21 protein-coding genes and 1 tRNA gene are annotated in these 23565 nt (G+C 46.9%); 15 read left to right on the forward strand and 7 right to left on the reverse strand.

The features are described 5' to 3' along the window. Positions 1-96 precede the first annotated feature (96 nt). Positions 97-594, reverse strand: a complete 498-nt coding sequence (locus T494_RS0100125; RefSeq protein WP_037343487.1) for a GNAT family N-acetyltransferase — start codon at positions 592-594, stop codon at positions 97-99. Then, entirely contained in the window at positions 587-1831 is a 1245-nt protein-coding gene (locus T494_RS0100130) for an ATP-binding protein (RefSeq protein ID WP_242836345.1), read from the reverse strand. The genes T494_RS0100125 and T494_RS0100130 overlap by 8 nt, the downstream gene beginning before the upstream one ends. Before the next feature lie 123 nt (positions 1832-1954). Between T494_RS0100130 and T494_RS0100135 the strand changes: the two genes are divergently transcribed. Further along, complete coding sequence (locus tag T494_RS0100135; RefSeq protein ID WP_028504552.1) at positions 1955-3061, forward strand: SGNH/GDSL hydrolase family protein; 1107 nt, start codon at positions 1955-1957, stop codon at positions 3059-3061. Positions 3062-3107: 46 nt separating this feature from the next. Here the strand turns inward: T494_RS0100135 and T494_RS0100140 are convergent, their stop codons facing one another. The 3 genes from T494_RS0100140 to T494_RS0100150 are packed head-to-tail and all read right to left on the reverse strand — an operon-like array spanning position 3108 to position 6137. Further along, positions 3108-4427, reverse strand: a complete 1320-nt coding sequence (locus tag T494_RS0100140) for an ABC transporter permease subunit (RefSeq protein WP_242836346.1) — start codon at positions 4425-4427, stop codon at positions 3108-3110. Positions 4428-4431: 4 nt separating this feature from the next. Continuing rightward, positions 4432-5391 (reverse strand): ABC transporter ATP-binding protein, encoded by a 960-nt coding sequence (locus T494_RS0100145; protein ID WP_028504554.1) that lies wholly within the window; start codon positions 5389-5391, stop codon positions 4432-4434. Then, positions 5388-6137: a hypothetical protein gene (locus T494_RS0100150; RefSeq protein WP_028504555.1), complete on the reverse strand. Its 750-nt coding sequence runs from the start codon at positions 6135-6137 to the stop codon at positions 5388-5390. The genes T494_RS0100145 and T494_RS0100150 overlap by 4 nt, the downstream gene beginning before the upstream one ends. 174 nt (positions 6138-6311) lie before the next feature. Between T494_RS0100150 and T494_RS0100155 the strand changes: the two genes are divergently transcribed. The 3 genes from T494_RS0100155 (at position 6312) to T494_RS0100165 (ending at position 7532) form a co-directional block, all read left to right on the forward strand. Beyond that, positions 6312-6384: transfer RNA gene (locus tag T494_RS0100155), tRNA-Lys, on the forward strand. Positions 6385-6735: 351 nt separating this feature from the next. Next, the gene (locus tag T494_RS0100160; RefSeq protein WP_028504556.1) at positions 6736-7329 is read left to right on the forward strand and encodes a hypothetical protein; all 594 of its coding nucleotides are present in this window, start codon (positions 6736-6738) and stop codon (positions 7327-7329) included. Then, positions 7329-7532: a helix-turn-helix transcriptional regulator gene (locus T494_RS0100165; RefSeq protein ID WP_028504557.1), complete on the forward strand. Its 204-nt coding sequence runs from the start codon at positions 7329-7331 to the stop codon at positions 7530-7532. The genes T494_RS0100160 and T494_RS0100165 overlap by 1 nt, the downstream gene beginning before the upstream one ends. 125 nt (positions 7533-7657) lie before the next feature. Here T494_RS0100165 and T494_RS0100170 read toward each other — a convergent pair whose 3' ends face one another. Together T494_RS0100170 and T494_RS0100175 are read right to left on the reverse strand one after the other, a co-directional pair. Beyond that, positions 7658-8362 (reverse strand): IspD/TarI family cytidylyltransferase, encoded by a 705-nt coding sequence (locus tag T494_RS0100170; protein ID WP_028504558.1) that lies wholly within the window; start codon positions 8360-8362, stop codon positions 7658-7660. 55 nt (positions 8363-8417) lie between these two features. Continuing rightward, complete coding sequence (locus T494_RS0100175; protein ID WP_028504559.1) at positions 8418-9566, reverse strand: ribose-phosphate pyrophosphokinase; 1149 nt, start codon at positions 9564-9566, stop codon at positions 8418-8420. A gap of 389 nt (positions 9567-9955) precedes the next feature. Here T494_RS0100175 and murD point away from each other — a divergent pair, with 389 nt between their 5' ends. From murD to T494_RS0100230, 11 genes are all read left to right on the forward strand, one after another. Beyond that, entirely contained in the window at positions 9956-11347 is a 1392-nt protein-coding gene (gene murD / locus T494_RS0100180; RefSeq protein ID WP_028504560.1) for a UDP-N-acetylmuramoyl-L-alanine--D-glutamate ligase, read from the forward strand. A gap of 64 nt (positions 11348-11411) precedes the next feature. Continuing rightward, complete coding sequence (locus tag T494_RS0100185; protein ID WP_028504561.1) at positions 11412-12425, forward strand: M20/M25/M40 family metallo-hydrolase; 1014 nt, start codon at positions 11412-11414, stop codon at positions 12423-12425. A gap of 5 nt (positions 12426-12430) precedes the next feature. Further along, positions 12431-13450, forward strand: a complete 1020-nt coding sequence (locus tag T494_RS0100190) for a M42 family peptidase (RefSeq protein ID WP_028504562.1) — start codon at positions 12431-12433, stop codon at positions 13448-13450. Beyond that, positions 13447-14226: an N-acetyltransferase gene (locus T494_RS0100195; protein WP_028504563.1), complete on the forward strand. Its 780-nt coding sequence runs from the start codon at positions 13447-13449 to the stop codon at positions 14224-14226. Before T494_RS0100190 ends, T494_RS0100195 begins: the two co-directional genes overlap by 4 nt. 55 nt (positions 14227-14281) lie before the next feature. Then, positions 14282-15553, forward strand: a complete 1272-nt coding sequence (locus T494_RS0100200; protein ID WP_028504564.1) for a methionine gamma-lyase family protein — start codon at positions 14282-14284, stop codon at positions 15551-15553. A gap of 22 nt (positions 15554-15575) precedes the next feature. Then, positions 15576-16535, forward strand: a complete 960-nt coding sequence (hprK, locus tag T494_RS0100205; protein ID WP_028504565.1) for an HPr(Ser) kinase/phosphatase — start codon at positions 15576-15578, stop codon at positions 16533-16535. Between the two features lie 64 nt (positions 16536-16599). Continuing rightward, complete coding sequence (locus T494_RS0100210; RefSeq protein WP_028504566.1) at positions 16600-17325, forward strand: phosphatase; 726 nt, start codon at positions 16600-16602, stop codon at positions 17323-17325. Beyond that, positions 17261-18280 carry a UDP-N-acetylmuramate dehydrogenase gene (murB, locus tag T494_RS0100215; RefSeq protein ID WP_242836347.1) on the forward strand — a complete coding sequence of 340 codons (1020 nt, stop codon included), beginning with the start codon at positions 17261-17263 and terminating at the stop codon, positions 18278-18280. Before T494_RS0100210 ends, murB begins: the two co-directional genes overlap by 65 nt. 3 nt (positions 18281-18283) lie before the next feature. Further along, positions 18284-19141, forward strand: coding sequence for an RNase adapter RapZ (gene rapZ, locus T494_RS0100220; RefSeq protein ID WP_028504568.1), 858 nt, complete (start codon positions 18284-18286; stop codon positions 19139-19141). 12 nt (positions 19142-19153) lie between these two features. Continuing rightward, complete coding sequence (gene whiA / locus T494_RS0100225; RefSeq protein ID WP_028504569.1) at positions 19154-20083, forward strand: DNA-binding protein WhiA; 930 nt, start codon at positions 19154-19156, stop codon at positions 20081-20083. Continuing rightward, positions 20080-23541, forward strand: coding sequence for a DNA polymerase III subunit alpha (locus T494_RS0100230; RefSeq protein ID WP_028504570.1), 3462 nt, complete (start codon positions 20080-20082; stop codon positions 23539-23541). Before whiA ends, T494_RS0100230 begins: the two co-directional genes overlap by 4 nt. Positions 23542-23565: the final 24 nt, after the last annotated feature.

Here is a 23565-nt window from a genome sequence, read left to right on the forward strand (position 1 = left end):
ATATTTCAGCCGCAGAGGTTATTTGCCCCTGCGGTTTTTTTGTAAAAAAAGAACTCCCGGTCTGTTGGGAGCTCTCTTGTACATATTTTTGGACAGTTATACATCTATGCTGAAAACGTGGTCATCCATAACAAAACCGTTGCCTATGTCTGTGACCTGGTCTCTAATGGCCTTCATTCCAAAGGCTTGGTAAACCTTTATGGCACCGGTGTTGTATCTGTTCACGGTGAGCCAGACGCTTTTCAAGCCTCTTTCACGGGCAATTCCTTTAATGTATTCAAACGCTGCCGAAGCATAACCGTTGCCTCGGTATTCCTTGTACATATAAAGTTTTGATAAAAATAGCGTATTATCCTTCTGGGGCGCAATGGCAAAATAGCCTATCCTTGTGCCGTCAAGTACAAAGTTGTAGTATTCATACCCCTGGGCAGCCACCTGTTTTTTTATAGCGGCAAAAGACTGGAAGTTGTCGACCATGTAATCTATCTGCTCGTCGGAAATAACTCCGTCAAAACACTCGTGCCATATGTCGCTCGCCATTTCTGCGGTGCGGCGCAGCTTATGGTCGGTCTCGCATTTTATAAATTCAAGCATTATCCCCACATCCTTTCAGGTATTCAACAAACTGCTTTGCCACTCTTGGAGAACGTCCGCCTCGTGAAAGTGCATAAGCCTCTGCCTGTTGGAAAAGCTCCTCCCGGGGCATTTCAAGTTCATACTGCTTTGCAATATCACTGACTACATTTAAAAACGTCTGTTTGTCGGGACGCTGGAAAATGACAGTAAGACCGAAGCGGTCTGAAAGTGACAATAGCTCCTGTACGGTGTCCTTGAAATGTATCTCGTCACCCTGCCTTGCGGAAAATGTTTCCCTGACAAGGTGTCTGCGGTTTGAGGTGGCATAGATAGCCAGATTTGAAGCCGTAGAGGAAACGCTGCCTTCAAGAATGGCTTTAAGGGCAGCAAAGTCGTTGTCGTCTTCTGTGAAAGACAGATCGTCTATGAAGATGATGAATTTCAGCGGATTTTTGCTTACCGTTTCCACTATTGAGGGTATCTCATGGAGCTGTTTCTTTTTAAGCTCTATCAGCCTCAGACCCTTGCCGGCATACTCGTTTGCAATAGCCTTGACAGTGGAGGATTTTCCCGTTCCGCAGTCACCGTACAAAAGCACGTTGTTTGCAGGCTTTCCGCTGAGCAGAGCAAGAGTGTTTTTTATCACCTGTTCACGCTCAGCTTGGTAATTTGAAAGCTGGGAAAGCTTTATCGGGTCAGGATACTCCACAGGTCTGATGCTTCCGTCTGCCATGACAAAAACGTGGTAGCGTGAATAAATGCCGTAACCAAACTCGTTGATACGGTGGACCCTTTGTGCATAGACCTGTGAGAAATCCACCTTGTGAGTTTTGTACGCAGGCAGAAAAACATCAAGGTCAAGTCTTGCAGTCAGCTCGGCGCAGGGTATCTGAGAAAGCTCCTGGAGGGTCTGAAGCTCGTTTGCAAGGCAGTCCTCAAGGACACCTGCGGTGGGCAGACCCTCGCCTTTTTTCAGAATAAACAGATTTTCGTCCTCAAGCACAAGCTTCATCATAAGCTCGGTCAGGTCGTCTGTGTGTTGGTAAAGCAGGCTTATAAAATTGCAGTATTCCTCTGCAGCTTCCTGCTTTCCGCCGTTGATGCAGGCGCCTGCCGCACGTATAAAGCTTGTGAAAACTTTATTTTTATGCAGCCCCTTAAAGATAACAAGTGTCTTTGAACGCAAAAGCAGTTGTTTCAGATAGTCCATTGTTTTCAGCTCCTTATTTGCAGGAGTAAATGTACGTTCCTGCAAAAATTCTTATTATTTACACTATTATATAACTTTTTTGCTCTTTCGTCAACAGTGAGACTGCAAAACTATTTACAAATCTTCGGCTGTGTGTTAAAATTATTACAAAAGGGCGGTGATAAAAAAATGTTCATAGAAAACTCTGTAGTCAGTCTTGGGGACGAAAGGTATATGGGCGGTTTGTTTGAGCATATACAAAAAAGCGGTGAGCTGGAGATAGTCTTTCTTGGCGGCTCAATAACCCAGGGCTGCCATGCCACGGGGGAGGACAAGCGCTTTGTAAATCTTTTTGCCGCCTGTCTTGAAAAGATGTTTCCAAAAGCGAAAATAAAAATGTTCAATGCAGGCATTGGAGCCACTACTTCACAGTTTGGCTGTGCAAGGGTGAGTTCCCATGTCCTTTCACATAAGCCACAGCTTGTTGTTGTGGATTTTTCGGTGAACGACAGCGCAGAAGCTGTGTTTAAAAGCACCTACGAGAGTCTTCTGAGGGTGCTGCTTTCGGACAGCAATGTCAGGTGCGTCATAACTCTGAACAACACGTTTTTTGACGGCAGAGTCGGGGCAGCGGCAGCGCATCAGAAAATCGCCGCTCACTACGCCCTGCCCATAGTTGACTGCGCAAAGGTGTTTTTGCCCCTTATGGAACAGGGAAGATACAAGCCTCTTGAACTGTCCACCGACGATCTTCACCCTACGGATATAGGTCACTGTATGATAGCACAAATGCTGGAGGAGCTTATAAAGCAGGCTTTCCGGCGGTATGAAAAGGGTACCGCTGCAGGTTTTGAAAAGCCGCCGCTGCCTGAGCCTTTGACAGACTGCGGATACGAAAACTGTGAAATGCTTGACAATAAATGCTTTGCTCCTGCTTTGTCGGGTTTTGCCCCCGATATTAGTACTGCCCACCCCTTTCACGACCCGTTCAAAAACGGCTGGACAGGGTTTAAAAAGGGCGACAGCATCACCTTTGAGGCAAGTTTCTCAAAGCTGCTTGTCCAGTGGCGCAGGACACCCCGCAGACCTGCCCCCTGCGCACAGGTCGATATCGACGGCAAGTGCGATGAGCATGTGGTACTTGATGCAGCGTTTGAGGAGGACTGGGGTGACCTGAGCTGTGTAACTCTTGTGGGGGAATATGATGAAAGCGCAGCTCACAAAGTGCAGCTGAGCATTACTTCCGATGGGGAAAACGAGCCTTTTATGGTAATGTCCTTTATTATCTGCAAATAAGAAAACAGCCTTTGTGCAAAATAGCGCACAAGGGCTGTTTGTGTGTTCAGACCTCTTTTTTGTTGAAAGCATCAAATGCGGTGATGAGAAATACCGCCATATGCTCGATAATAACAAAAACTGCAAATCCCACGGTCTGTCCGTAGAAAAGCGGATTCCCGTCGGCAATGCTCTGAATATCCAGATTGGAAAACAGAAGAAATCTTCCCCAGTCTGAACCTGTTGCCGCAAGGAAAGCTGACAGGGAAGCTCCCAGAAGCAGGAACACCAGCGAAAGGGTTATCGCAGCGGCACTTCTTCGTGTAAAGGATGAAAGGGTGAAAGTGAACGTGACCACCACAAGCATAGTCAGACTGTTTAACGCCCAGGTCTTTAAAACAAAGAAGAAGGCTGATGACTGGTGCACCTGTGCATCTTTAACGGTAAGGCTGGCGGCTTTAAGTGCTCCGTTGGAGTCGCATATGGAGGCAATGATCCCGCAGATAAAGAATACTATCGCCGTGAGAAACACGCCTATTGATATTATGGTGCAGTATTTTGACAGGAGTATTTTCCAGCGTTTGACCGGGTTCACAAGAAGAAATTTGATCGTTCCCTGTGAGTATTCGTTTGCCACGCTGCTGCCGGCAAATATTATGAGAAGTATTGTGACTGCGTGGATAAGGAAGCTGTATCCTATCCACATGGACCATCTGTTGCCTCTGTAAAAGCTTGTTAAATAATTGCCTGTACGGTAGTCCGATAGGTTTATGGCAATATCGTTTTCAAGCTGGTAAGTCCAAAGGGCAAGGTTGTCCTTTTGTACAGATGGCAGCTCGTTGTTCTTTTCCGAGGAATCAAGCACCCGCTGTACGTTGTTTATGATGTTCACACGCCATGAGGTGTCATCGGGAGGAATGCTTTTGTCAATACAGAACTTGTATTTCCACTTTATCCCGGCACTGAGCTTTTGCTCTTTGAGAGCCAGCTGGAAATAGCCTTGCCAGTCGTCTGTGGTAATGAATTCCTTTATCTTTTTCACCATATCCACAGGGAAGTCATCATCAGCACTGAAGTCTGTGTTGACTATATTAAGTATAGCCTGTTCCTGCCAGGTACCCTCATAGAGATTATAAAGGGAAATATCCTTTAAAAGGTCAATCTTCTCCTGATAATACGGTGGCTTTTCGTTCTCAAGCTTATTTCTCAGATCCAGGTGGCGATTGACAGTTGTACTTGTGCTGTTCTTCACAGGTGCAATTTCATAGGAACGTGAGGGCATTGCTTCCAGCGCAATAAAGAGAACACCCAGAAACATAAGTATCAGAAAAACTTTGCTGCTGGTCTTTTTGAGTATCTTTATATACTCGTTTTTCATAAGAGCCATAAACTTATGCAATCTGTCCACCTCCCTGTGCATCGTGTGTAAGGGATATGAACACGTCTTCAAGACTCTTTGTGCTCTTTGGCGTTACGGTATAAAGCTTTACTCCGCCTGCGCATATCCTGCTGTTTATGTCCGCAACAGTGTCCTGCTCTGTCTCGCTTCTGATGCTGCATAAAAGCACATGGTTGTCTGCGCTTACGTCAATGTGTTTTTCGTCAAGCCCGCAAAGCTCCGCCGCCTTGCCGGCATCGCTTACCCTGAACTCATATACGCAGAATGTATCCTTGCTCTGGTTGATAAGCTCATCAACAGAATATGTACCTATCATTCTTCCGGCGGAGATTATTCCGACTCTGTCGCAAAGCTGCTCCATTTCGCTCATTATGTGAGATGATACCACAACGCAGATGCCATATTCGTGTGCAAGCTTTTTGAGTATTATCCTCAGCTCGTGTATGCCTTCAGGGTCAAGTCCGTTCATAGGCTCGTCCAGTATAAGCAGCTTTGGCTGGTGCAAAAGAGCCTGTGCGACACCAAGCCTCTGGCGCATGCCGAGGGAGTACCTGCTGACCTTTTCGTTTATCCTGTTGGTCATACCCACCATGCTTATGACCTCGTCCAGCCTCCGGGGATCATCTATTCCCCTCATACGGGCGTACTGTTTCATATTGTCAAGCCCTGAAAGGTACTTGTACATCTCAGGGTTCTCAACGATAGCACCGATGCAGCTCAAAGCTCCCTCAAAGTCCTGTTTCAGGTCTTTACCGCAGATCGTTACCACTCCGCAGTCCTTTTTAATAAGCCCTGCAACTATCTTTATGGTAGTTGTCTTGCCTGCGCCGTTGGGTCCCAGAAAACCGAACACCTCTCCGGCATAGCACTGCATATTTATGTTTTTCAGCACAGTTCTGTTTCCGTAGGATTTGTCAAGGTACTTGATATCAAGAACGATCTCGTTGGTCATTTCCCAAGCACCTCCGTTCTTTTGAACATGGGGTCGGTGCGTTCGGAAAAAAGTCCCGCCAGAGAGATCTGATATTCTCTTCCGCCGTCTGTTCGGAAGACTTCCTGTGTTCCTCTGTAAGACGGGGTGACACGGTCGATCTTCCAGCTGCCGCTGTATTTGCTTAGATAAATGTAGCAATAATACGGCTTTTCTATGGTATCTTCGCCGATACGCTCGGTCTCGCCGATGCGGGACTGGGCGGACCCGGCTGCTGAATATATTATTGTTCCGCCGCTGTCCTGCAAAGCCATACTGTAATTTACAAGTACCGCCGCACTGTGCAGCCCAAGCTTTCTGACCTGTACCGAAGAGACATAAGCCTGACAGCTTCGGATAGTGCCCCGGTAAACAGATCTGTCCGCAGCGGTTTTATTCTTTGTCATATTTTCGTGCATACTTTCAAAGTTGCTTTTGAGATTTGAAGCATTTATGAAACCGCTTGCATAACGCATACCGTTTCCCGCTGCGGCAGGATCGGCGGCAAAATACTTTTCGATCAGATCGTTCTGCGCCGCAAGTATATCCTCAAAAGTGCCTTGGTTGGTACTTGCACTTTCGCTTATAAAATCCTTTACAAACTTTTGGATATCGTCCCTGCTCATTTCAAACATAAGGCTGGTGATACCTATATATCCTATCGTTGCCAACACAAGGAAAATTGCGATCAAAACTCCCAGGTTTATTCTTTTTAGCAGTTTAAACACCTTTTACTCCCCCCCCTGCGGATTAGATTGTATCACATTATTTATATACCGTCAAGCCTTGTAAAACTAATTTGGCAAAAAGACTTGACAATTACGTTTTGTTTTGGTATAATATATAAGCACTTGTAAAGGCTTGGGGTCAAAACCCCCGTGTTAAAGCTTTTTTTGTGTGATGAGCTATTAGCTCAGTTGGCAGAGCATTTGACTTTTAATCAAAGGGTCTGGGGTTCGAATCCCCAATAGCTCATATCTTTGAAAGACCGCTTGTTTGCACTTTTTGTGCAGACAAGCGTTTTTTGTCTTAAAATCTGCATAAAGATGGGATGTTATCTTTGTCCTTCCCGTTAGTTTCCGCTGATCTGTCAGCTGTTTTTCAAAGAACGGATCTGCCGGGTCAATTTTATCACTGCTTATTCTTTCGTGCAGCTGTTTGTGCAGTTTGTAGTGACATATTTGTCACACGGGACTTTTGTTTGTACATTCCTACAAAAGTGATAGATTTGTCACTTTTCTTATTGACAACCAAAAGTAAATGTGATATTATTATCACATAAGGTGAGAAATAAATCACACAAGTAATAAAACGGAGGAATTTATTGTGAAAAACAACACACAGACCTTTGACGAGAAAACACAGGCAAAAATAGACAAACTGACAGCGGAGTACACTGACAAGAGCCGCAGCCGTTCACAGAGGCAGGAAGCCTTCAGAGAGCTGGCAAGAGTCAGATACTTCGCCGACCCCCGCCCCTCGATCTCGGTGCGGAAGCAGGCAATATACAATGCAGCGATATGGTTCCTTGATGCTCTGGTTTTCGGATGCATCACCTTTGCCAAAAAGGAAATGAACGAAGGCTTGGGAAATGCTTTTTCAATAGTGCTGTTTTCCGCAATGATGATCACTGTACTGTTCGTAGTCGCAGCGGAGCGCAAGTATAAAAAAGAACCTGACGATGAGCTTTCCTTAAACAGTAAGAAGCGCGCCTCTGAGCTTGCGGGGTTTACTATGATCATAATAGCGGCTGCGGTGGGTATGCTGGTATTCACCATATTGGAAAAAAGCTTTACTCTGAACAGCGACAACTGGCTGGGGCTGTTCTGCACAGTCGTGTTCCTTTACTCCTTCCTTGACAAGCTGTTTTTCGTTATCATCGAAGGCAAGGACACCGCAGAGGCAGAGGAGGACGAATAATGGCAGAGTTTACAACGAGGTTAAAGGAGCTTCGGGCTGCGAAAAATATGAAGCAGGGCGAGCTTGCCGACCTTGTCGGAGTGCGGCGGGAAACTATCATCAGGCTGGAAAAGGGTCAGTATAATCCGTCGCTCAAGCTGGCGATAGACATAGCAAGGGTGTTTGGCTGCACGGTCGAGGAAGTGTTTATTTTTGAGGAATAGACCGCCGGCATAGACGCAGTCATCGGTGAAAAGGCTGTGCAAACCCGGATGCTCTTATCATCTCTGATCGGAGAGTTTAAATCATTAAAAAACAGGGGCTGTTGTTTGTGCAACAGCCCATTTTATTATACTCTTGTGGCAAGAAGCTTTGCGATAATAAGGTCGCTATCGGTGGTTATCTTGATGTTTACCGTATCGCCTGGGATAATATGTATTTTGTGCCCCGCCTCGGTGAAAATGCTGCAGGTGTCTGTCAGACGGCTTTTCCGGCTTTCGTCAAGGCGGTTATAGTATTCGTCCAGCAGCGTTATGTCAAAGCTCTGTGGTGTCTGAGCCCTGTACAGTTTGCTCCTGTCAAGAGAACCGTCTACCGTCTCTCCGTCATGCGAGCTAACCACCGTGTCAACACATTTAAGATATGTTCCGCAGGCAGAATATTTCAGCGCACCTATTATGTTTTCCTCTATCATCGTGTCGGTGAGAAACGGGCGGACTGCGTCGTGGGTGATTATTATGTCACCCTTTTTGATGTCAAACTCAGTCTTGACAGCCGCAACTATCTTCATGACCGTGTCGTTGCGGTCGCTGCCTCCGTCGATAACTCTGACACGCTGTGTGTCTATCCCGTACTCCTCCAGCAGCTGATCCATTACACCGTGCCAGTCCGGCTTGATTCCTATGTATATCCTGTCGATATGTTTTTGCTTGACGAACTTTTCCACCGTGTATATTATTATCGGTTTGTCAAGCACTCTTATAAACTGTTTTGGCATGGCGGCATTTTTCATTCTTGTTCCGCTGCCGCCTGCAACTATACCTGCAAATATCATAGCCTTTCTCCTTGATAAAAAATAAAGCTCCCCGGTAACGGAGAGCTTTTTGTTCTTACTTTATTTCGTACTTTTTAAGCAGCGCCTGGATCTTTGAATGAGGGTCGATAACATTGGAGATAGAAAGATCGTGGTTGAGCGATGCGATATAGTAAGCGATATACTTGGCACAATCCACCTCATGGAACCATGGGCTTGCCAGCAGCTCCGGTGTCCTGTAAGTAAGGTTGGTGCCGAAAACTCCGTCGATAATGCCGTCTGCATAAGCCTTGTTGAACTGCTCAAGGCCGTTTGTGAATATCGGATATGTAGCGTAGCAGAATATTCTTCCTGCCTTGCGCTTTTTAAGCTCGATAGCGATGTCAAGCATACTCTCGCCCGAGGAGATGATGTCGTCGGCAACGAAGATATCCTTGCCTGCAACGTCGTTGCCCATGTACTCATGAGCAACTATGGGGTTTCTGCCGTTTACAACGGTAGAGTAGTCACGTCTCTTGTAGAACATTCCCAGGTCAACGCCCAGTATGGAAGCATAGTACATATTTCTGTTGATCGCACCTTCATCAGGGGAAACTATCATGTAGTGGTCCTTGTTTGGTTTGAAGTTGTCTATGTTTCTGAACATAGCCTTGAGAACCTGATAGGAAGGAATGATATTGTCAAATCCCATAAGGGGGATAGCATTCTGTACTCTGGGGTCGTGAGCGTCAAAGGTCAGAATGTTTGAAACGCCCATAGCCTGAAGCTCCTGAAGTGCCACTGCACAGTCAAGAGATTCACGGTAATTCCTTCTGTGCTGTCTGCCGCCGTAAAGGGTAGGCATGATAACATTTATTCTGTGGGTCTTTCCGCTGGCAGCCTGGATAAGTCTTTTAAGGTCCTGGAAATGGTCGTCGGGGGACATACAGTTGAGCTGACCAAACAGATTGTACTTTATATTGTAGTTTCCCACATCGCAAAGAATAAACAGGTCGTTTCCTCTTACAGTCTGCTTGATAAGACCTTTTCCGTCGCCTGAAGAGAAACGGGGGCAGTCAGCCTCTACCAGGAATGTGTCCACCGCATATTCATTCTCATTAGCCCAGTTGGTAAGGTACCAGTTTACCTTTTCGCCAAGCTCCTTTGCATTGTCCATTGCAAGAAGTCCCAGCGGCGCAACTCTTGAATTGTTGTCAAAAAGTATTTTCTCAGCCTTGCTACCCATTTAAAGAATCCTCCATCTATGTGGTCATTGCATCATAACAGCGCAACATCCCCACGGTCATTATTAACAAACCAATTATACTTCATTTTTCGTCAATTTACAATAGCGTTTATAAATTTTTTAGATATTTCAACCTTTTTCACAAAAACAGGTGTCACTTAACGGGGCATTTATATCTAAATCACAACAGCTTTGTCAGTGATTTTTCTGCCTTTGCTGTCCATTTCGCCGTGACTTGGGCATTTGCTGATAATTCAATATAAATGCTTGCATTTTATTCCCATATGGTGTATAATAAAATGGATTAGGTGTGTGCATTTTTAAGTTTTATGTTTTTTTACCTTTGTGCACCCCTTTTTGCGAATTTGACAGGTTAGGAGTAGGTTTTTATGACAAGAGCCCAAAAGTATTTCAGCGAAATGAAGTCCAAAAGGGTGGCTTTTATCGGCGTGGGTGTAAGCCATCTTGAACTTATAAAGCTTTTCCTCTCAAAGGGGATAAAGGTCGTGATATGCGACAAGAAAAGCAAGGAAGAATTTGACGAGGGCATATACGAGGAGTTCAATGCCAGAGGCGTGGACTTTTCCCTTGGTGAAAACTATATCGACGAGATATACAAATGCGACGTGGTGTTCAGAACACCGGGATTTTACTATAACAGACCCGAGCTTGAAAAGGCAAGACAGATGGGTATCGTTGTCACCAGCGAAATGGAGACATTCTTTGACCTTTGCCCCTGCCGTACATACGGTATAACAGGTTCTGACGGAAAGACCACTACAACCACCCTTGTAAGCGAGTTTTTAAAGGCTGAGGGCAGGCGTGTACACCTTGGCGGAAATATCGGTAAGGCACTTTTGCCTATAGTCGAAACAATATCCGATTCAGATGTTGCCGTGGTGGAGCTTTCAAGCTTCCAGCTTATTTCCATGAGGGAATCTCCGGATATAGCAGGCATAACAAATATCAGACCAAACCACCTGAATGTCCACAAGGATATGCAGGAGTATATAGATTCCAAGCTTAATCTTATTCTTCACCAGAATGCTTATTCCAAAACCATTCTCAGCCTTGATGACGAGACAACAAGAAATCTCAGCGGCTATGTCCGTGGCGAGCTTAAATACTTCAGCCGTCAAAAGCAGGTGGACAACGGAAGCTTCCTGCGTGAGGACGGTATGCTTTGTTACAGCGACCACGGAAAGGTGACAGAGTATGTTCACATGAACGATATAAAGATACCGGGAATGCACAACGTTGAGGACTACCTTACCGCCATTGCAATGACCTACGGCGATGTGAGCGTACAGAGCGTTGTCAACGTGGCAAAGACCTTTGCAGGCGTTGAGCACCGCATTGAGTTTGTCCGTGAGCTTGACGGGGTAAAATACTATAATAACTCTATTGCCTCAAGCCCTACAAGAGTTCTTGCCTGCCTTGATGCCTTTGACCAGAAGCAGATAATGATACAGGGCGGAAGCGACAAGGGTATCTCCTTTGAACCAATGGCAGATGCGCTTTGCAAAAAGGTCAAGGTTCTTATTCTTATGGGCGAGACTGCACAGAAGATAGAGGATGCGGTGAAGGCTTCATCGGAATATGACCCTGCAAATATAAGGATAGTAAGGGTCGCCGACATGGCAGAGGCGGTGGAGATAGCTCACCATTACGCTGTTGAAGGGGATATAGTTTCACTTTCCCCTGCCTGCGCAAGCTTTGATATGTACAGAATGTTCGAGGACAGAGGAAAACACTTCAAACAGCTGGTAAATCAGCTTTAATATATGCTTTTCACGGGAGCACTGATAAAAACAGTATCCCGTCGGGGAAACGGAGTTTTTGAAAATGGGTTTTGACTTGAAACAGGCTTTGAGCGAGCTTTGCGCCGCACCGGGAGTGTCCGGTGCTGAAAAAACTGCTCAGCAGACGGCTCAGCAGCTGCTTTCACAATTTGCAAAGACCGAAACGGACTCCTTCGGGAACGTTTACGGCTATGTGGGTGAGCAGACACACGGCAGGCAGAAGCTTATGCTTGAAGCGCATATAGACGAGATAGGCTATATTGTTACCTACATCACCGACGAGGGATTTCTGAAGATATCCGGCTGCGGCGGCATAGACGAACGTGCCCTTGCCGCCCAGCAGGTAACCGTCTACGGAAAAGAAACAATAAAAGGAGTTATCACCTCGATACCCCCGCACCTGTCGGAGAAAAACAACTCTTACAGTATAAACGATGTGTTTGTGGATATAGGATTGAGCAAGCAGCAGGCTGAAAAGCTGGTTTCTCCGGGGGACAGGGTGCTTGTTGAAAATGAGCTTGTAAGCCTTGGAGGCAGCCTTGTGACATCAAAGGCACTTGACGACAGAAGCGGCGTGGCTGCGGTGCTTTTAGCTCTGGATATGCTCAAGGACAAACAGACTGTGTACGATATATGTGTGCTTTTCGCCGCACAGGAGGAAACAGGCGAGCGTGGTGCCAAAACAGGTGCTTTCAGACTTGCACCTGACCTTGCCATAGCAGTGGATGTAAGCTTTGCCAAGACCCACTTTGAAAGTGAGGAGGACTGTGCAAAAATGGGACAGGGTGCTATGATAGGCATTGCGCCTGTGCTGTCTTCGGAGTTTTCACAAGGGCTTATCCAAACCGCAGAAAGATGTGGCTTGCCCTATCAGCTTGAGATCATGAGCGGTACAACAGGAACTGATGCGGACAAGATAAGTATCACAGCAGGCGGAGTCAGGACTGTGATAGTGTCTGTGCCGCTGAAATATATGCATACCCCCGTTGAGGTCATAGACCTTGGGGATGTTGAGAAAACGGCACAGCTGATTGCCGAATTTGCACAGGGAAGGTGAGGGCTATGAAGGAACTTCTTGAAAAGCTTTGCCTGCTTGACGGCATTTCGGGCGATGAGGGTGCGGTGAGAGATTTTATTATCTCACAGATAAAGGATCATTCTCAGATAACAGTTGACCCGCTGGGAAATGTGATCGCTTTCTGTAAGGGTAAAAAGACACCGAAGAACAAGGTGCTTGTTTCCGCTCACATGGACGAGGTGGGAATGATAGTCACCTATATAAACAGCGACGGAACTCTTAAAGTTGAGTGCGTAGGCGGAGTTGACCCTGCGGTGGTGTACGCAAAGAGAGTCAGGGTGGGCAAAAACAAGGTGACGGGCGTTATCGCTTCCACGGCGGTACACAATCTCAGCAAAGAAGAAAAGGGAAAGACGCCCGGCTTTGACAAGCTTACGGTGGATATCGGCTGTGAGAGCAGAGAACAGGCGCAAAAGCTTGTGAGCCTTGGAGACAGCGTGTGCTTTGACTCCCGGTTTCTTACCTTCGGAGACGGCTTTGTGAAATGCAAGGCTATCGACGACAGGGCAGGCTGCGCAATTATGATAAAGCTTATACAGGACACCCCCGAGTATGACACATACTTCACCTTTGTTGTGCAGGAAGAGGTGGGTCTGAGGGGAGCGACCGCTGCAAGCTATACTGTGGATGCAGACTATGCCTTTGTGCTTGAAGCCACCACGGCTGCGGATATACCCTCTGCGCAGGCTGATAAAAAGGTGTGCTGCGTGGGCGATGGACCGGTGGTAAGCTTTATGGACAGGCACACCATTTATGATAAAGAGATGTTTGACCTTGCCTTTGAAACGGCAAAGGAGAACCATATACCCTGCCAGACCAAAACTATGATCGCAGGGGGAAATGACGCAGGTGCCATACACGTTTCACGGTGCGGAGTGAGAACCACGGCAATATCTCTGCCGTGCAGATATCTCCATTCTCCAAGTTGCGTGATAAAGCTCAGTGATATGCAGGATGCTTACAGGCTTACAAAACTAATTTTGGACAGGACTTACAACAGATGATTTACCAGCTTACACAGCTTGACCTGAAGACGCTGGAAAAGCTGTCTTCAAACAACTATACAAGGCGGATAAAATCCCATTTTCTTGCTTATTCCACAAAGTATGAGTTCTGCCGTTTTTTTGCCGTGGACGATTACGATAAGCACTGCGGGATAATATGTATGTTCAATTCGTCAATGATAGTCAGCGGCTTTGATGGCACAGCATTCAGCCGTGATATACTTTCGGAGATAGCTTCCTTTGCGGTGATAAACAAGCCTCTTTCGGTGGAGTTTCCCGTGGAATATTCCCAGGACCTTGAAAGAATGTGCAGCATTGAATATATCGGCGATAAGCGCACGGAGTTTGCGTTTTCTGCGCAGGGTGAGCTGCCCGAACTTAACGTGCAGGAGCTTCCTCGCCTTGACGATGTCTATGCTATCCTCGCACAGTGCTTTCCCGCAATAAAGAATAACCACGGACTGTGGCTCACAGATACTTCTCACAGGGTGCGCAGAGGGCTTGCACAGAGCTTTATCCTTGACAGCTGCTCCACTGCCACAGTGCAGTACATAATCGACAGGGTGGCACTTATCGGTCATGTGGGAACGCTGCCCGAGGAAAGAGGCAAGCACCACGCAAGAAAGCTGCTTTACTGGATAGGAGAAAAGCTGACAGCAGACGGTTTTGATGTAAGGCTGTTTGCCCGTCCGCACAGGGTCAGCTACTACGAGGAGATAGGCTTTAAAAAATGCGGACTTGATATAGTTTTAGAGAGAAAAGATACGGATTTTTAATCTCAGGCTGACAATGCCTGCTGATTTACAAAATCCCGAAAGGACTTAATAGAGAATGACTGAAAACTTGTTTGGAATAGATGAACGTATCCTCACCCTTGCACAGGAGGCTGAAAAAGAGTGCACGCAGATGTTTGTGCAGACGGACAAAATCGCGCAGTATAACGGCGAAAAGGTGCTCAAAGCCTTTATCGACAATCGTGTGAGCGAAAGTTGCCTCAAAGGTACAACAGGCTACGGCTACGGCGACTGTGGCAGAGATACCCTTGATAAGGTCTTTGCCCAGGCTTTCGGCGGTGAGGACGCTATCGTTCGCCACACCTTTGTCAATGGCACTCACGCACTTTCAACAGCGCTGTTCGGCGTTCTGCGAATGGGGGATACGCTGCTTTCATGTGTTGGCAGACCGTACGACACTCTTGAAGGCGTGATAGGTCTTACAGGCGAAAAGGGTTCCGGCTCGCTTATGGACTTTGGCGTTAAGTACGAGCAGGTGGACCTTGTAGATGAAAAAACTCCCGACTTTGAAAGTATCGCTCAAAAGGCAAAAACTGCAAAAGTGGCATATATCCAGCGTTCAAGGGGATACTCACTGAGACCCTCGCTGAGCGTTGAAGTGATCGGAAAGATCGCTGAAACGGCGAAACAAGCCAATCCCGATATAATCGTTATGGTCGATAACTGCTACGGCGAGTTCGTTGAAAAGCAGGAACCCCTTTCGGTGGGTGCGGATCTTATTATCGGCTCGCTTATCAAAAACCCCGGCGGCGGTATCGCAAGTACAGGCGGGTATATCTGCGGAAGGGCAGACCTTGTGGAAAAATGCGCCGACAGGCTTACCTGCGTGGGTATGGGCAAAGAGGTGGGCTGCACCCTTTCCCAGAACAGGGAAATGCTGCTTGGATTTTTCATGTCGCCGCAGACGGTGGCAAGTGCAGTAAAGACTTCGGTTTTTGCCTGCCGGCTGTTTGAAAAGCTTGGCTTTAAGACTCTTCCCGAAAGCAGCGAAACAAGAACAGATATTATCGCATCTATACTCCTTGAAAACGAGGAAAATCTTACAGCTTTCTGCAAAGGCATACAGAAAGGCTCACCTGTTGACAGCTTTGTAACTCCCGAAGCGTGGGATATGCCGGGATATGAAAGCAAGGTGATAATGGCTGCCGGAGCGTTCACCATGGGAGCTTCAATAGAGCTTTCAGCAGACGCACCTATAAGAGAGCCTTTTGCCGCATGGCTGCAAGGTGGGATAACCTACCCAAGCGGCAGAATGGGGATCCTTGTTGCCGCAAATGAGATGTGTAAAAAAGGACTTTTAAGATTTTAAAATACCGAAAGGAATGAAAACTATGGCAGAATTATTCAGCGTAAAGGTAAAGGATATTGTTGACCAGCTCAACTGCGAAATGCTTTATTCCCCCGAAAATCTGGACGATATTACTGTTACGGAGAACGACTGCAACAGACCGGGCTTGCAGCTTATGGGATTTTACGAGTATTTCAACGCAGAACGTGTGCAGATCTGCGGAAATATGGAATTTGCCTACCTTGCATCCCTTGACGAGCACACAAGATACCAGCGCATTGATGCGCTTTTTGCCACTAAGATACCACTTTTCGTTGTGGCAAGAGGTCACGAGCTTTATCCCGAGATGATGGAGATAGCAAAAAATTATCAGGTCCCCATCGCAAGGACGCCTGCCAGCACAACTGCGTTCATCGCCGCACTTATAGGATATCTGAACGTTGAGCTTGCCCCGAGAATAACCCGTCACGGCGTGCTTATCGAGGTTTACGGTGAGGGACTGCTTATCGTGGGCGAAAGCGGCGTCGGTAAGAGCGAAACTGCCATTGAGCTTGTAAAGCGTGGTCACAGACTGGTGGCTGACGATGCGGTGGAGATAAGAAAAACCTCCAGCAAGACTCTGGTGGGAACATCTCCCGATAATATAAGGCACTTTCTGGAGCTTCGTGGTATAGGCATAATCAACACCAGAAGGCTGTTTGGTATGGGTGCCATCAAGGTCAGCGAGAAAATTGACCTAATTGTTGAGCTTGAGCCATGGGACAGCACAAAGATCTACGACAGAATGGGCGTTGACAACGAGTACACGTCTATCCTTGGGGTCAAGGTGCCCAGTCTTACAATTCCTATCAAGCCCGGGCGTAACCTTGCGGTAATTCTCGAGGTCGCAGCTATGAACAACAGACAGAAGAAAATGGGTTATAATGCTGCTGCCGAGCTGCTTGAAAACCTTGGTCTGCAAATGGACAAGAAGGACAAGGTAAAGAGCTGGGATAATTTCTAACAGCCCGATATTTTGTAATTAATTTTTTAGTGTACGTTTTATTGTACAAATGGAGATGAAGTCTTTGAACATAATCGGTGATATGCACACCCACACCATTGCATCGACTCATGCATATTCCACCATAACCGAGAACTGCCGCTGCGCAGCGGAAAAGGGCATAAAAATAGTTGCCATGACGGATCACTATGGGGATATGCCGGATTCACCGCATTTGTGGCACTTTGTAAATATGAAGATACTACCCCGGACAATATGCGGCGTTACGGTATTGAAAGGCGTTGAGGCGAATATAATAAACGATGAGGGCGAGCTTGATATGCCAAGACAAACTCTGGACAGCCTGGAGTGGGTGGTGGCGTCCATGCACAGGCAGGTGTATAAACCGACGACGCAGGGAAACCATACAAGGGCTTATCTTAATGTTGCAAAAGACCCGAAAGTCGACGTTATCGGGCATTGTACCACAGACTTTTTCCCAATAGATTTTGAAAAATGCATAAAGGCATTTAAAGAGTATGACAAGCTGGTGGAGATAAACGAAAGCTCCATTCTTTATAAGAAAGGCTCAAGGAAGAATACCTATGAGGTGCTTAGGCTGTGCAGGAAATATGAAGTGCCTGTGGTGCTGGATTCGGACGGTCATTTCTGCGAGCTTATCGGCGTTGTGCCAAACGCCCTGGAAATAGTCAGCGAGGTCGGTTTCCCTCAGGAGCTTGTGGTCAATGCAGACCTTGACAGACTTAAAGAATACATATGCCGTCATCACCCGGAGTCAGGTATACTTTGAGAAAGGGGAGTCCAAAAAAATGGACAATTCCAACAATGTGAATGCTTTGCTGAACACCGCAAAGGAGTGCGGATGTGACGTTGCGCTAAACGAACCGCTGAGTGCACACACCACCTTTAAGATAGGCGGCTGCTGTACGGCTATGATAAATATAAATTCCGCACAGAGCCTAAAAAATCTTATTGACATTGCAAGGCAGCAGTCGCTGCGTTATTTCGTCCTTGGCAAGGGGTCAAATGTGCTTTTTGACGACAAGGGCTTTGACGGGGTGATATTTCATATAGGGACAGGGTTTGATGAGCTTGAGCTTGTGGGAGAGCGTACTGTCAGAGTGCAGGCAGGGTGCAGTCTTATGAAGCTGTGCAGATTTGCCCTTGACAATTCACTTACTGGTCTGGAGTTTGCCTACGGTATACCCGGCACGGTGGGAGGCGGCGTTTTTATGAACGCAGGAGCCTACGGAGGAGAGATAAAGGACGTGCTGAAAAGCTGCACTGTGGTCACTGCGGAAGGTGAGATAAAGGAGCTGGAGGCTTCACAGCTTGAGCTTTCGTACAGGCACAGTGCGCTTATGCAAAGCGGAGATGTGGTTTGTGAGGCTGTGTTCGAGCTTGAAAAGGGTGACAAGAACGATATAGAGAACAAAATGAACGAGCTTATGGGCAGGCGAAAGGAGAAACAGCCCCTTGACTACCCTAATGCAGGCTCGACCTTTAAACGCCCCGAGGGATTTTTTGCCGGCAAGCTTATTCAGGACTGTGGTCTGAGAGGCTTTACCGTGGGAGGGGCAAAGGTGTCGGATAAGCACTGCGGATTTGTGATAAACGAAAATAATGCAACGTCATCCGATGTTGTTTCACTTATAGAACAAGTACAAAAAATTGTACAGAAAGAAACTGGTCAGTTCCTTGAATGTGAGGTAAGGATCGTTCCGTACAAGGTAGAAAAGAGGTAAAAAATGCAGTTCGTAATAATAACAGGTATGTCCGGTTCGGGAAAGTCAAGCTGTGTCGACGTGCTTGAGGATATGGGATATTACTGTATAGACAATATGCCACCGGAGCTTATAGGAAAGTTTGTTGACATCTGCAACCAGTCGGACGGAAAGATAGACAAGGTGGCTTTTGTTATCGACATCCGAAGCGGAGAGCTGTTTTTAAAGCTCAAGGACACCCTTACACTTTTGAAGGAAGAGGACGTGGGGTTGAAAATAGTTTTCCTTGACTGCTCGGACGATGTGATAATAACAAGATATAAGGAAACCAGAAGAAAGCATCCTCTGGACGAGGTGTCCTTTGGTAATATCCGCAAGGCTATCCAAACAGAGCGTGAGATACTTGTGCCCATAAAAGCCATGGCGGATTACTACATAGATACCACCAATACCTCCGCAGGGGAGTTCCGTGAGAGAATGAGGGGCTTTTTCGATGAAAACAGCGATTATATGCACATTGATGTGCGCTCCTTCGGTTTTAAATTCGGACATATGCCCGAGGCGGACCTGGTGTTTGACGTAAGGTGCCTGCCTAACCCATTCTATATCCCGGAGCTTAAAAATCTCACGGGTCTGAACCCTGAGGTTTTTACCTATGTTATGAAGTTTGAGCAGTCAAAAAGGCTGCTGGATAAGCTGTGTAATCTTATAGATTTTCTTATCCCTCTGTATGAAAAAGAGGGCAAGGCGCAGTTGGTCATAGCTTTCGGCTGTACAGGCGGCAAGCACAGGAGCGTTACCCTGGCAGAGGCACTTGCACAGCATCTGCGTGATAAGAACCTGAAAATAAGGATACAGCACAGAGATATAGATAAACGATAGGATTGAGATAGCTTGGAAGAACATTCCTTTTCATACAGAGCGAAAAATGAGATAATACAGCGCATTAACTCACGGGACAAGGCAGATGCCTGTCTTATGGGTGTGCTTTTGTGCGCCAATTCTCTCAACGACGGGGAGATAACGGTGCTCACAGAGAATAAGCTGCTCAGGGACTTTTTTGTGCTCAACGTGAACAGGATACTGGAATGCGACGACGGCGTGGAGGTAAACGAGATACAGCGCAAACATTCTGCGGTGCTGTATGACCTTTGCATACCCAGAGCGCAGGACAGGCTTTTTATCCTTGACTATTTCCAGCTTGACGAGAGCCGTGGAATGAGCAGGGATGACCTGCCAAAGGCAAAGTATTACCCGTATGTTGTGGGGGGGATATTTCTTGCCTGCGGAAGCGTGAACAACCCTGAAAAGAAGTACCATATGGAGTTCGTGATGCCAAGTCTGGAGCTTTGTAATTCTCTGGGGCTGCTGCTTATAGACAACTATGGCATTGTCCCCAAACACGTTGAAAGAAAACACTATCAGATAGTTTATATAAAAGACTCAGAAAACATCATCGATATTCTCACAATGATGGGTGCTCAGATGGCATCGCTGGAGATAATGAACGTGAAGATGATGAAAGACGTTAAGAACAAGATAAACCGTTCCATGAACTGCGATAATGCAAATATCGACAAGGCTTTGGGTGCGGCGGAAAGACAGATAAATGATATTGAGCTTATCGACTCTACCATGGGGCTTGACAGCCTGCCGGACACCCTCAGGGATATTGCAAGGATAAGATACGATAATATTGATTTTACGCTGAAAGAGCTTGGAGCCGCCATGGAGCCCCCCATATCCCGTTCAGGGGCGAACCACCGTATGCAGAAAATAGCCGAGATAGCTGAAAATATACGAAAGGAAAAGGCAAAAAGGTGATTGATTTCGTTCATTTGCACCTGCACAGCGAGTATTCGCTCCTTGACGGTGCCTGCCGTCTGGGAGAGCTTGTTGACACAGTCAGACAGCTGGGGCAGACAAGCTGTGCGGTCACAGACCACGGTAATATGTTTGCTGCGGTGGAGTTTTACAACGCCTGCAAGGCAAAGGGCGTAAAGCCGATCATAGGCTGCGAAATGTATGTTGCACCACGCACACGCTTTGACAAGGTGAACCGGATAGATTCCTCGCCTTACCATCTTGTGCTTTTGTGCAAAGACCGGCAGGGCTACCGCAACCTTATAAAGCTTGTTTCCCTTTCGTATACCGAGGGCTTTTACAATAAGCCAAGAGTTGATGAACAGCTGCTCGAAAAATACAGCAAGGGGCTTGTCTGCCTTTCTGCCTGCCTGGCAGGGGAGATACCAAGAAAGCTGCTGAATGGTGACTTTGAAGGCGCAAAGCAGACTGCTTTGAGATATAACGGTATCTTTGGTCAGGGAAACTATTTCCTTGAGCTGCAGGATCACGGCATAGAGGACCAGAAAAGTTTGATCCCAATTCTGGCAAGACTTTCCCGTGAAACAGGGATCCCTCTTGTTGCCACCAACGACTGTCACTATCTTAAAAGAGAGGATGCCAAGGCGCAAAAGGTGCTGGTGTGCATTTCCACAGGTACCACTCTTGACGACCCCAATAAGCTTGAGTTTCCCACAGAGGAGTTTTATGTCAAAAGCGGCGATGAAATGATGCAGCTTTTTGCAAAATACCCCGAGGCAATAGAGAATACCGTTAAGATCGCACAAATGTGCAATGTGGAATTTGAGTTTGGAAAAACCAAGCTGCCCTATTTCCATATCGACGGAGTGGAGGATAACGAAAAATTCCTGCGTGATATGTGCCGCAAGGGGCTTGAAAAGCGTTACGAGAATCCCACACAGGAGGCTCGGGAGCGGCTGGAATATGAGCTTGACGTTATCACAAAAATGGGCTACACCGACTACTACCTCATAGTCTGGGATTTTATAAACTATGCCAAGACCCACGGCATACCCGTAGGCTGCGGCAGAGGCTCAGGAGCAGGCAGCCTGTGCGCCTACTGTATAGGTATTACAGGCATCGACCCGCTGAGATACAATCTTCTGTTTGAGAGATTTCTTAACCCCGAAAGGGTATCTATGCCCGACTTTGACGTTGACTTTTGCATGGAGGGCAGACAAAGGGTAATCGACTATGTTATAAGCAAGTATGGTGAGGACCACGTTGCACAGATAGCTACCTTCGGTACCCTTGCGGCAAAGCAGGCGGTGAGAGATGTGGCAAGGGTTATGGGACTTTCCTACCAGACCGGGGATATGGTTTCAAAAGCCGTGCCAAGAGGACTTTTGCTCTCGGAGTCTGTAAAAAGAGTGCCCGAGCTTGCGAAAATGTATAACGGCGACCCTAAGATAAAGGAGCTTATCGACACAGCCATTAAAGTCGAGGGTATGCCAAGGAACGTTTCTACCCATGCAGCAGGCGTTGTCATAACAAAAGAACCTGTGGACTATTATGTTCCCGTCTATGCCCGTGACGGTCAGGTGTCAACACAGTACACTATGACCATTCTGGAACGCCTGGGACTATTAAAGATAGACTTTCTGGGGCTTCGCAACCTTACTATAATAAACCATTGTGTCCGGCAGGTCAGAAAGCAGATCCCTGATTTTGATATCAACAATATCCCCCTTGATGACAAGGCGGTGTACGAAATGCTTTCCCAGGGCAGAACAGAAGGCGTTTTCCAGTTTGAAAGCGCAGGCATGACTGCCACGATAACAAAACTTCGACCCACAGGGATAGAGGATCTGATTGCGGTGATCTCCCTTTACCGCCCCGGTCCTATGGATTCCATACCCACATATATACGCAACCGCCACGACCCTGAGCTTGTAAGCTATAAGCACCCGCTTTTGAAGAACATTCTTGATGTGACCTACGGCTGTATAGTCTATCAGGAGCAGGTAATGCAGATATTCCGTGTGCTTGCAGGTTATTCCTACGGCAGAGCGGATATTGTCCGCAGAGCTATGGCAAAGAAAAAAGCTGCGGTGCTGGAGGCTGAAAGAAAAGCGTTTATCTACGGCGAGGAAGGTCAGTGTGTTGGTGCGGTGGCAAACGGCGTTGACGAAAAGACCGCAAACGAGATATTTGACGAAATGACCTCTTTTGCCAGCTACGCATTTAACAAATCCCATGCTGCGGCGTATGCTACGATCTCATACCAGACAGCATATCTTAAATGTCATTTTTACAAGGAGTATATGGCTGCGCTTATGACAAATGCTCTGCTTGATTCCACCGAAAAGCTCTTTGGGTATATTACAAGCGTGAGCAGAAACGGTGTCAGAGTGCTTAATATAGATATCAACAAAAGCGAAAGAGGCTTTGTGGCACAGCCCGATGGCATACGTTTTGCACTGCTTGCAGTGAAAAGCCTGGGCGAAAACGCAATAGCCGGCATTATCTCAGAACGTGAAAAAAACGGCGAGTTCAGATCTCTGTGGGATTTTTGCAGCCGTGTAAGCGGCAGAGATATAAACACCCGAACCGTTGAGGCTCTGATAAAAAGCGGCGCATTTGACTGTTTCCCCAATAACCGCCGTGAGATGCTTGATTTCTGTGGTGATATGATGTCCGAGGCAGCCCATAGCCGTGAAACAAATCTTGAAGGACAGCTGGACTTTTTCGGAATGACCGAGCAAAACGGCTCCTCCGGCTTTGAAATGACAATACCGCCGCTGGAGGAGTTTTCCCGAGCACAGCTGCTTGAATATGAGCATGAGGCACTTGGAATGTATCTCTCGGGTCACCCGTGCGATGACTTTGCTGCCTTTGCAAAGGCGGACAAGTGCGTTACTACCCTTGAGATGATCTCTCACCACGAACAGACCGAGGGTGCCGATGAGGGACAGCAGGTAAAGCTGGTGGCAATGGTGATCTCCAAAAAGGAGCTTAAAACACGAAAAGGGGATATGATGTGTTTTGTGCAGCTGGAGGACAGGTTCTCTTGTGTTGAGATAGTGGTCTTCCCCGAGCTTTATGCTTCAAGCTCAGCTCTGCTGCAAAAGGGAATGATAGTCCATGTAAGCGGAAAAGTATCAGGCAGGGAGGATGAAAATCCGAAAATACTTGCCGAAAAAATAGTAAGCGCAGAAAGCTTTGAGAAAAGCTGTCTTCACCGTGACCTTTGCCTTCGTCTCAGCTTAGCGGATAAGGATAAGCAGGATGAGGTAAAAAGGATAATACAGGGATTTGAGGGCGGCGAAAACGACAGCAGGCTGATACTGTATTTTTCCGATGTGCGCAAAAAGATAATGCTGAAGGATACTCCCACGGTACGCATGGATAAGCAGCTTCTTGAAAAGCTTTCCGGGCTTCTGGGAGAGGAAAATGTTGCCTTTATGCAGCGCAAATAAAAAATATCCGCAAAGCTATGGAAA

It is taken from the genome of Ruminococcus sp. FC2018, from assembly GCF_000621805.1.
In the GTDB taxonomy this organism is placed as follows: Bacteria; Bacillota; Clostridia; order Oscillospirales; family Ruminococcaceae; genus Hominimerdicola.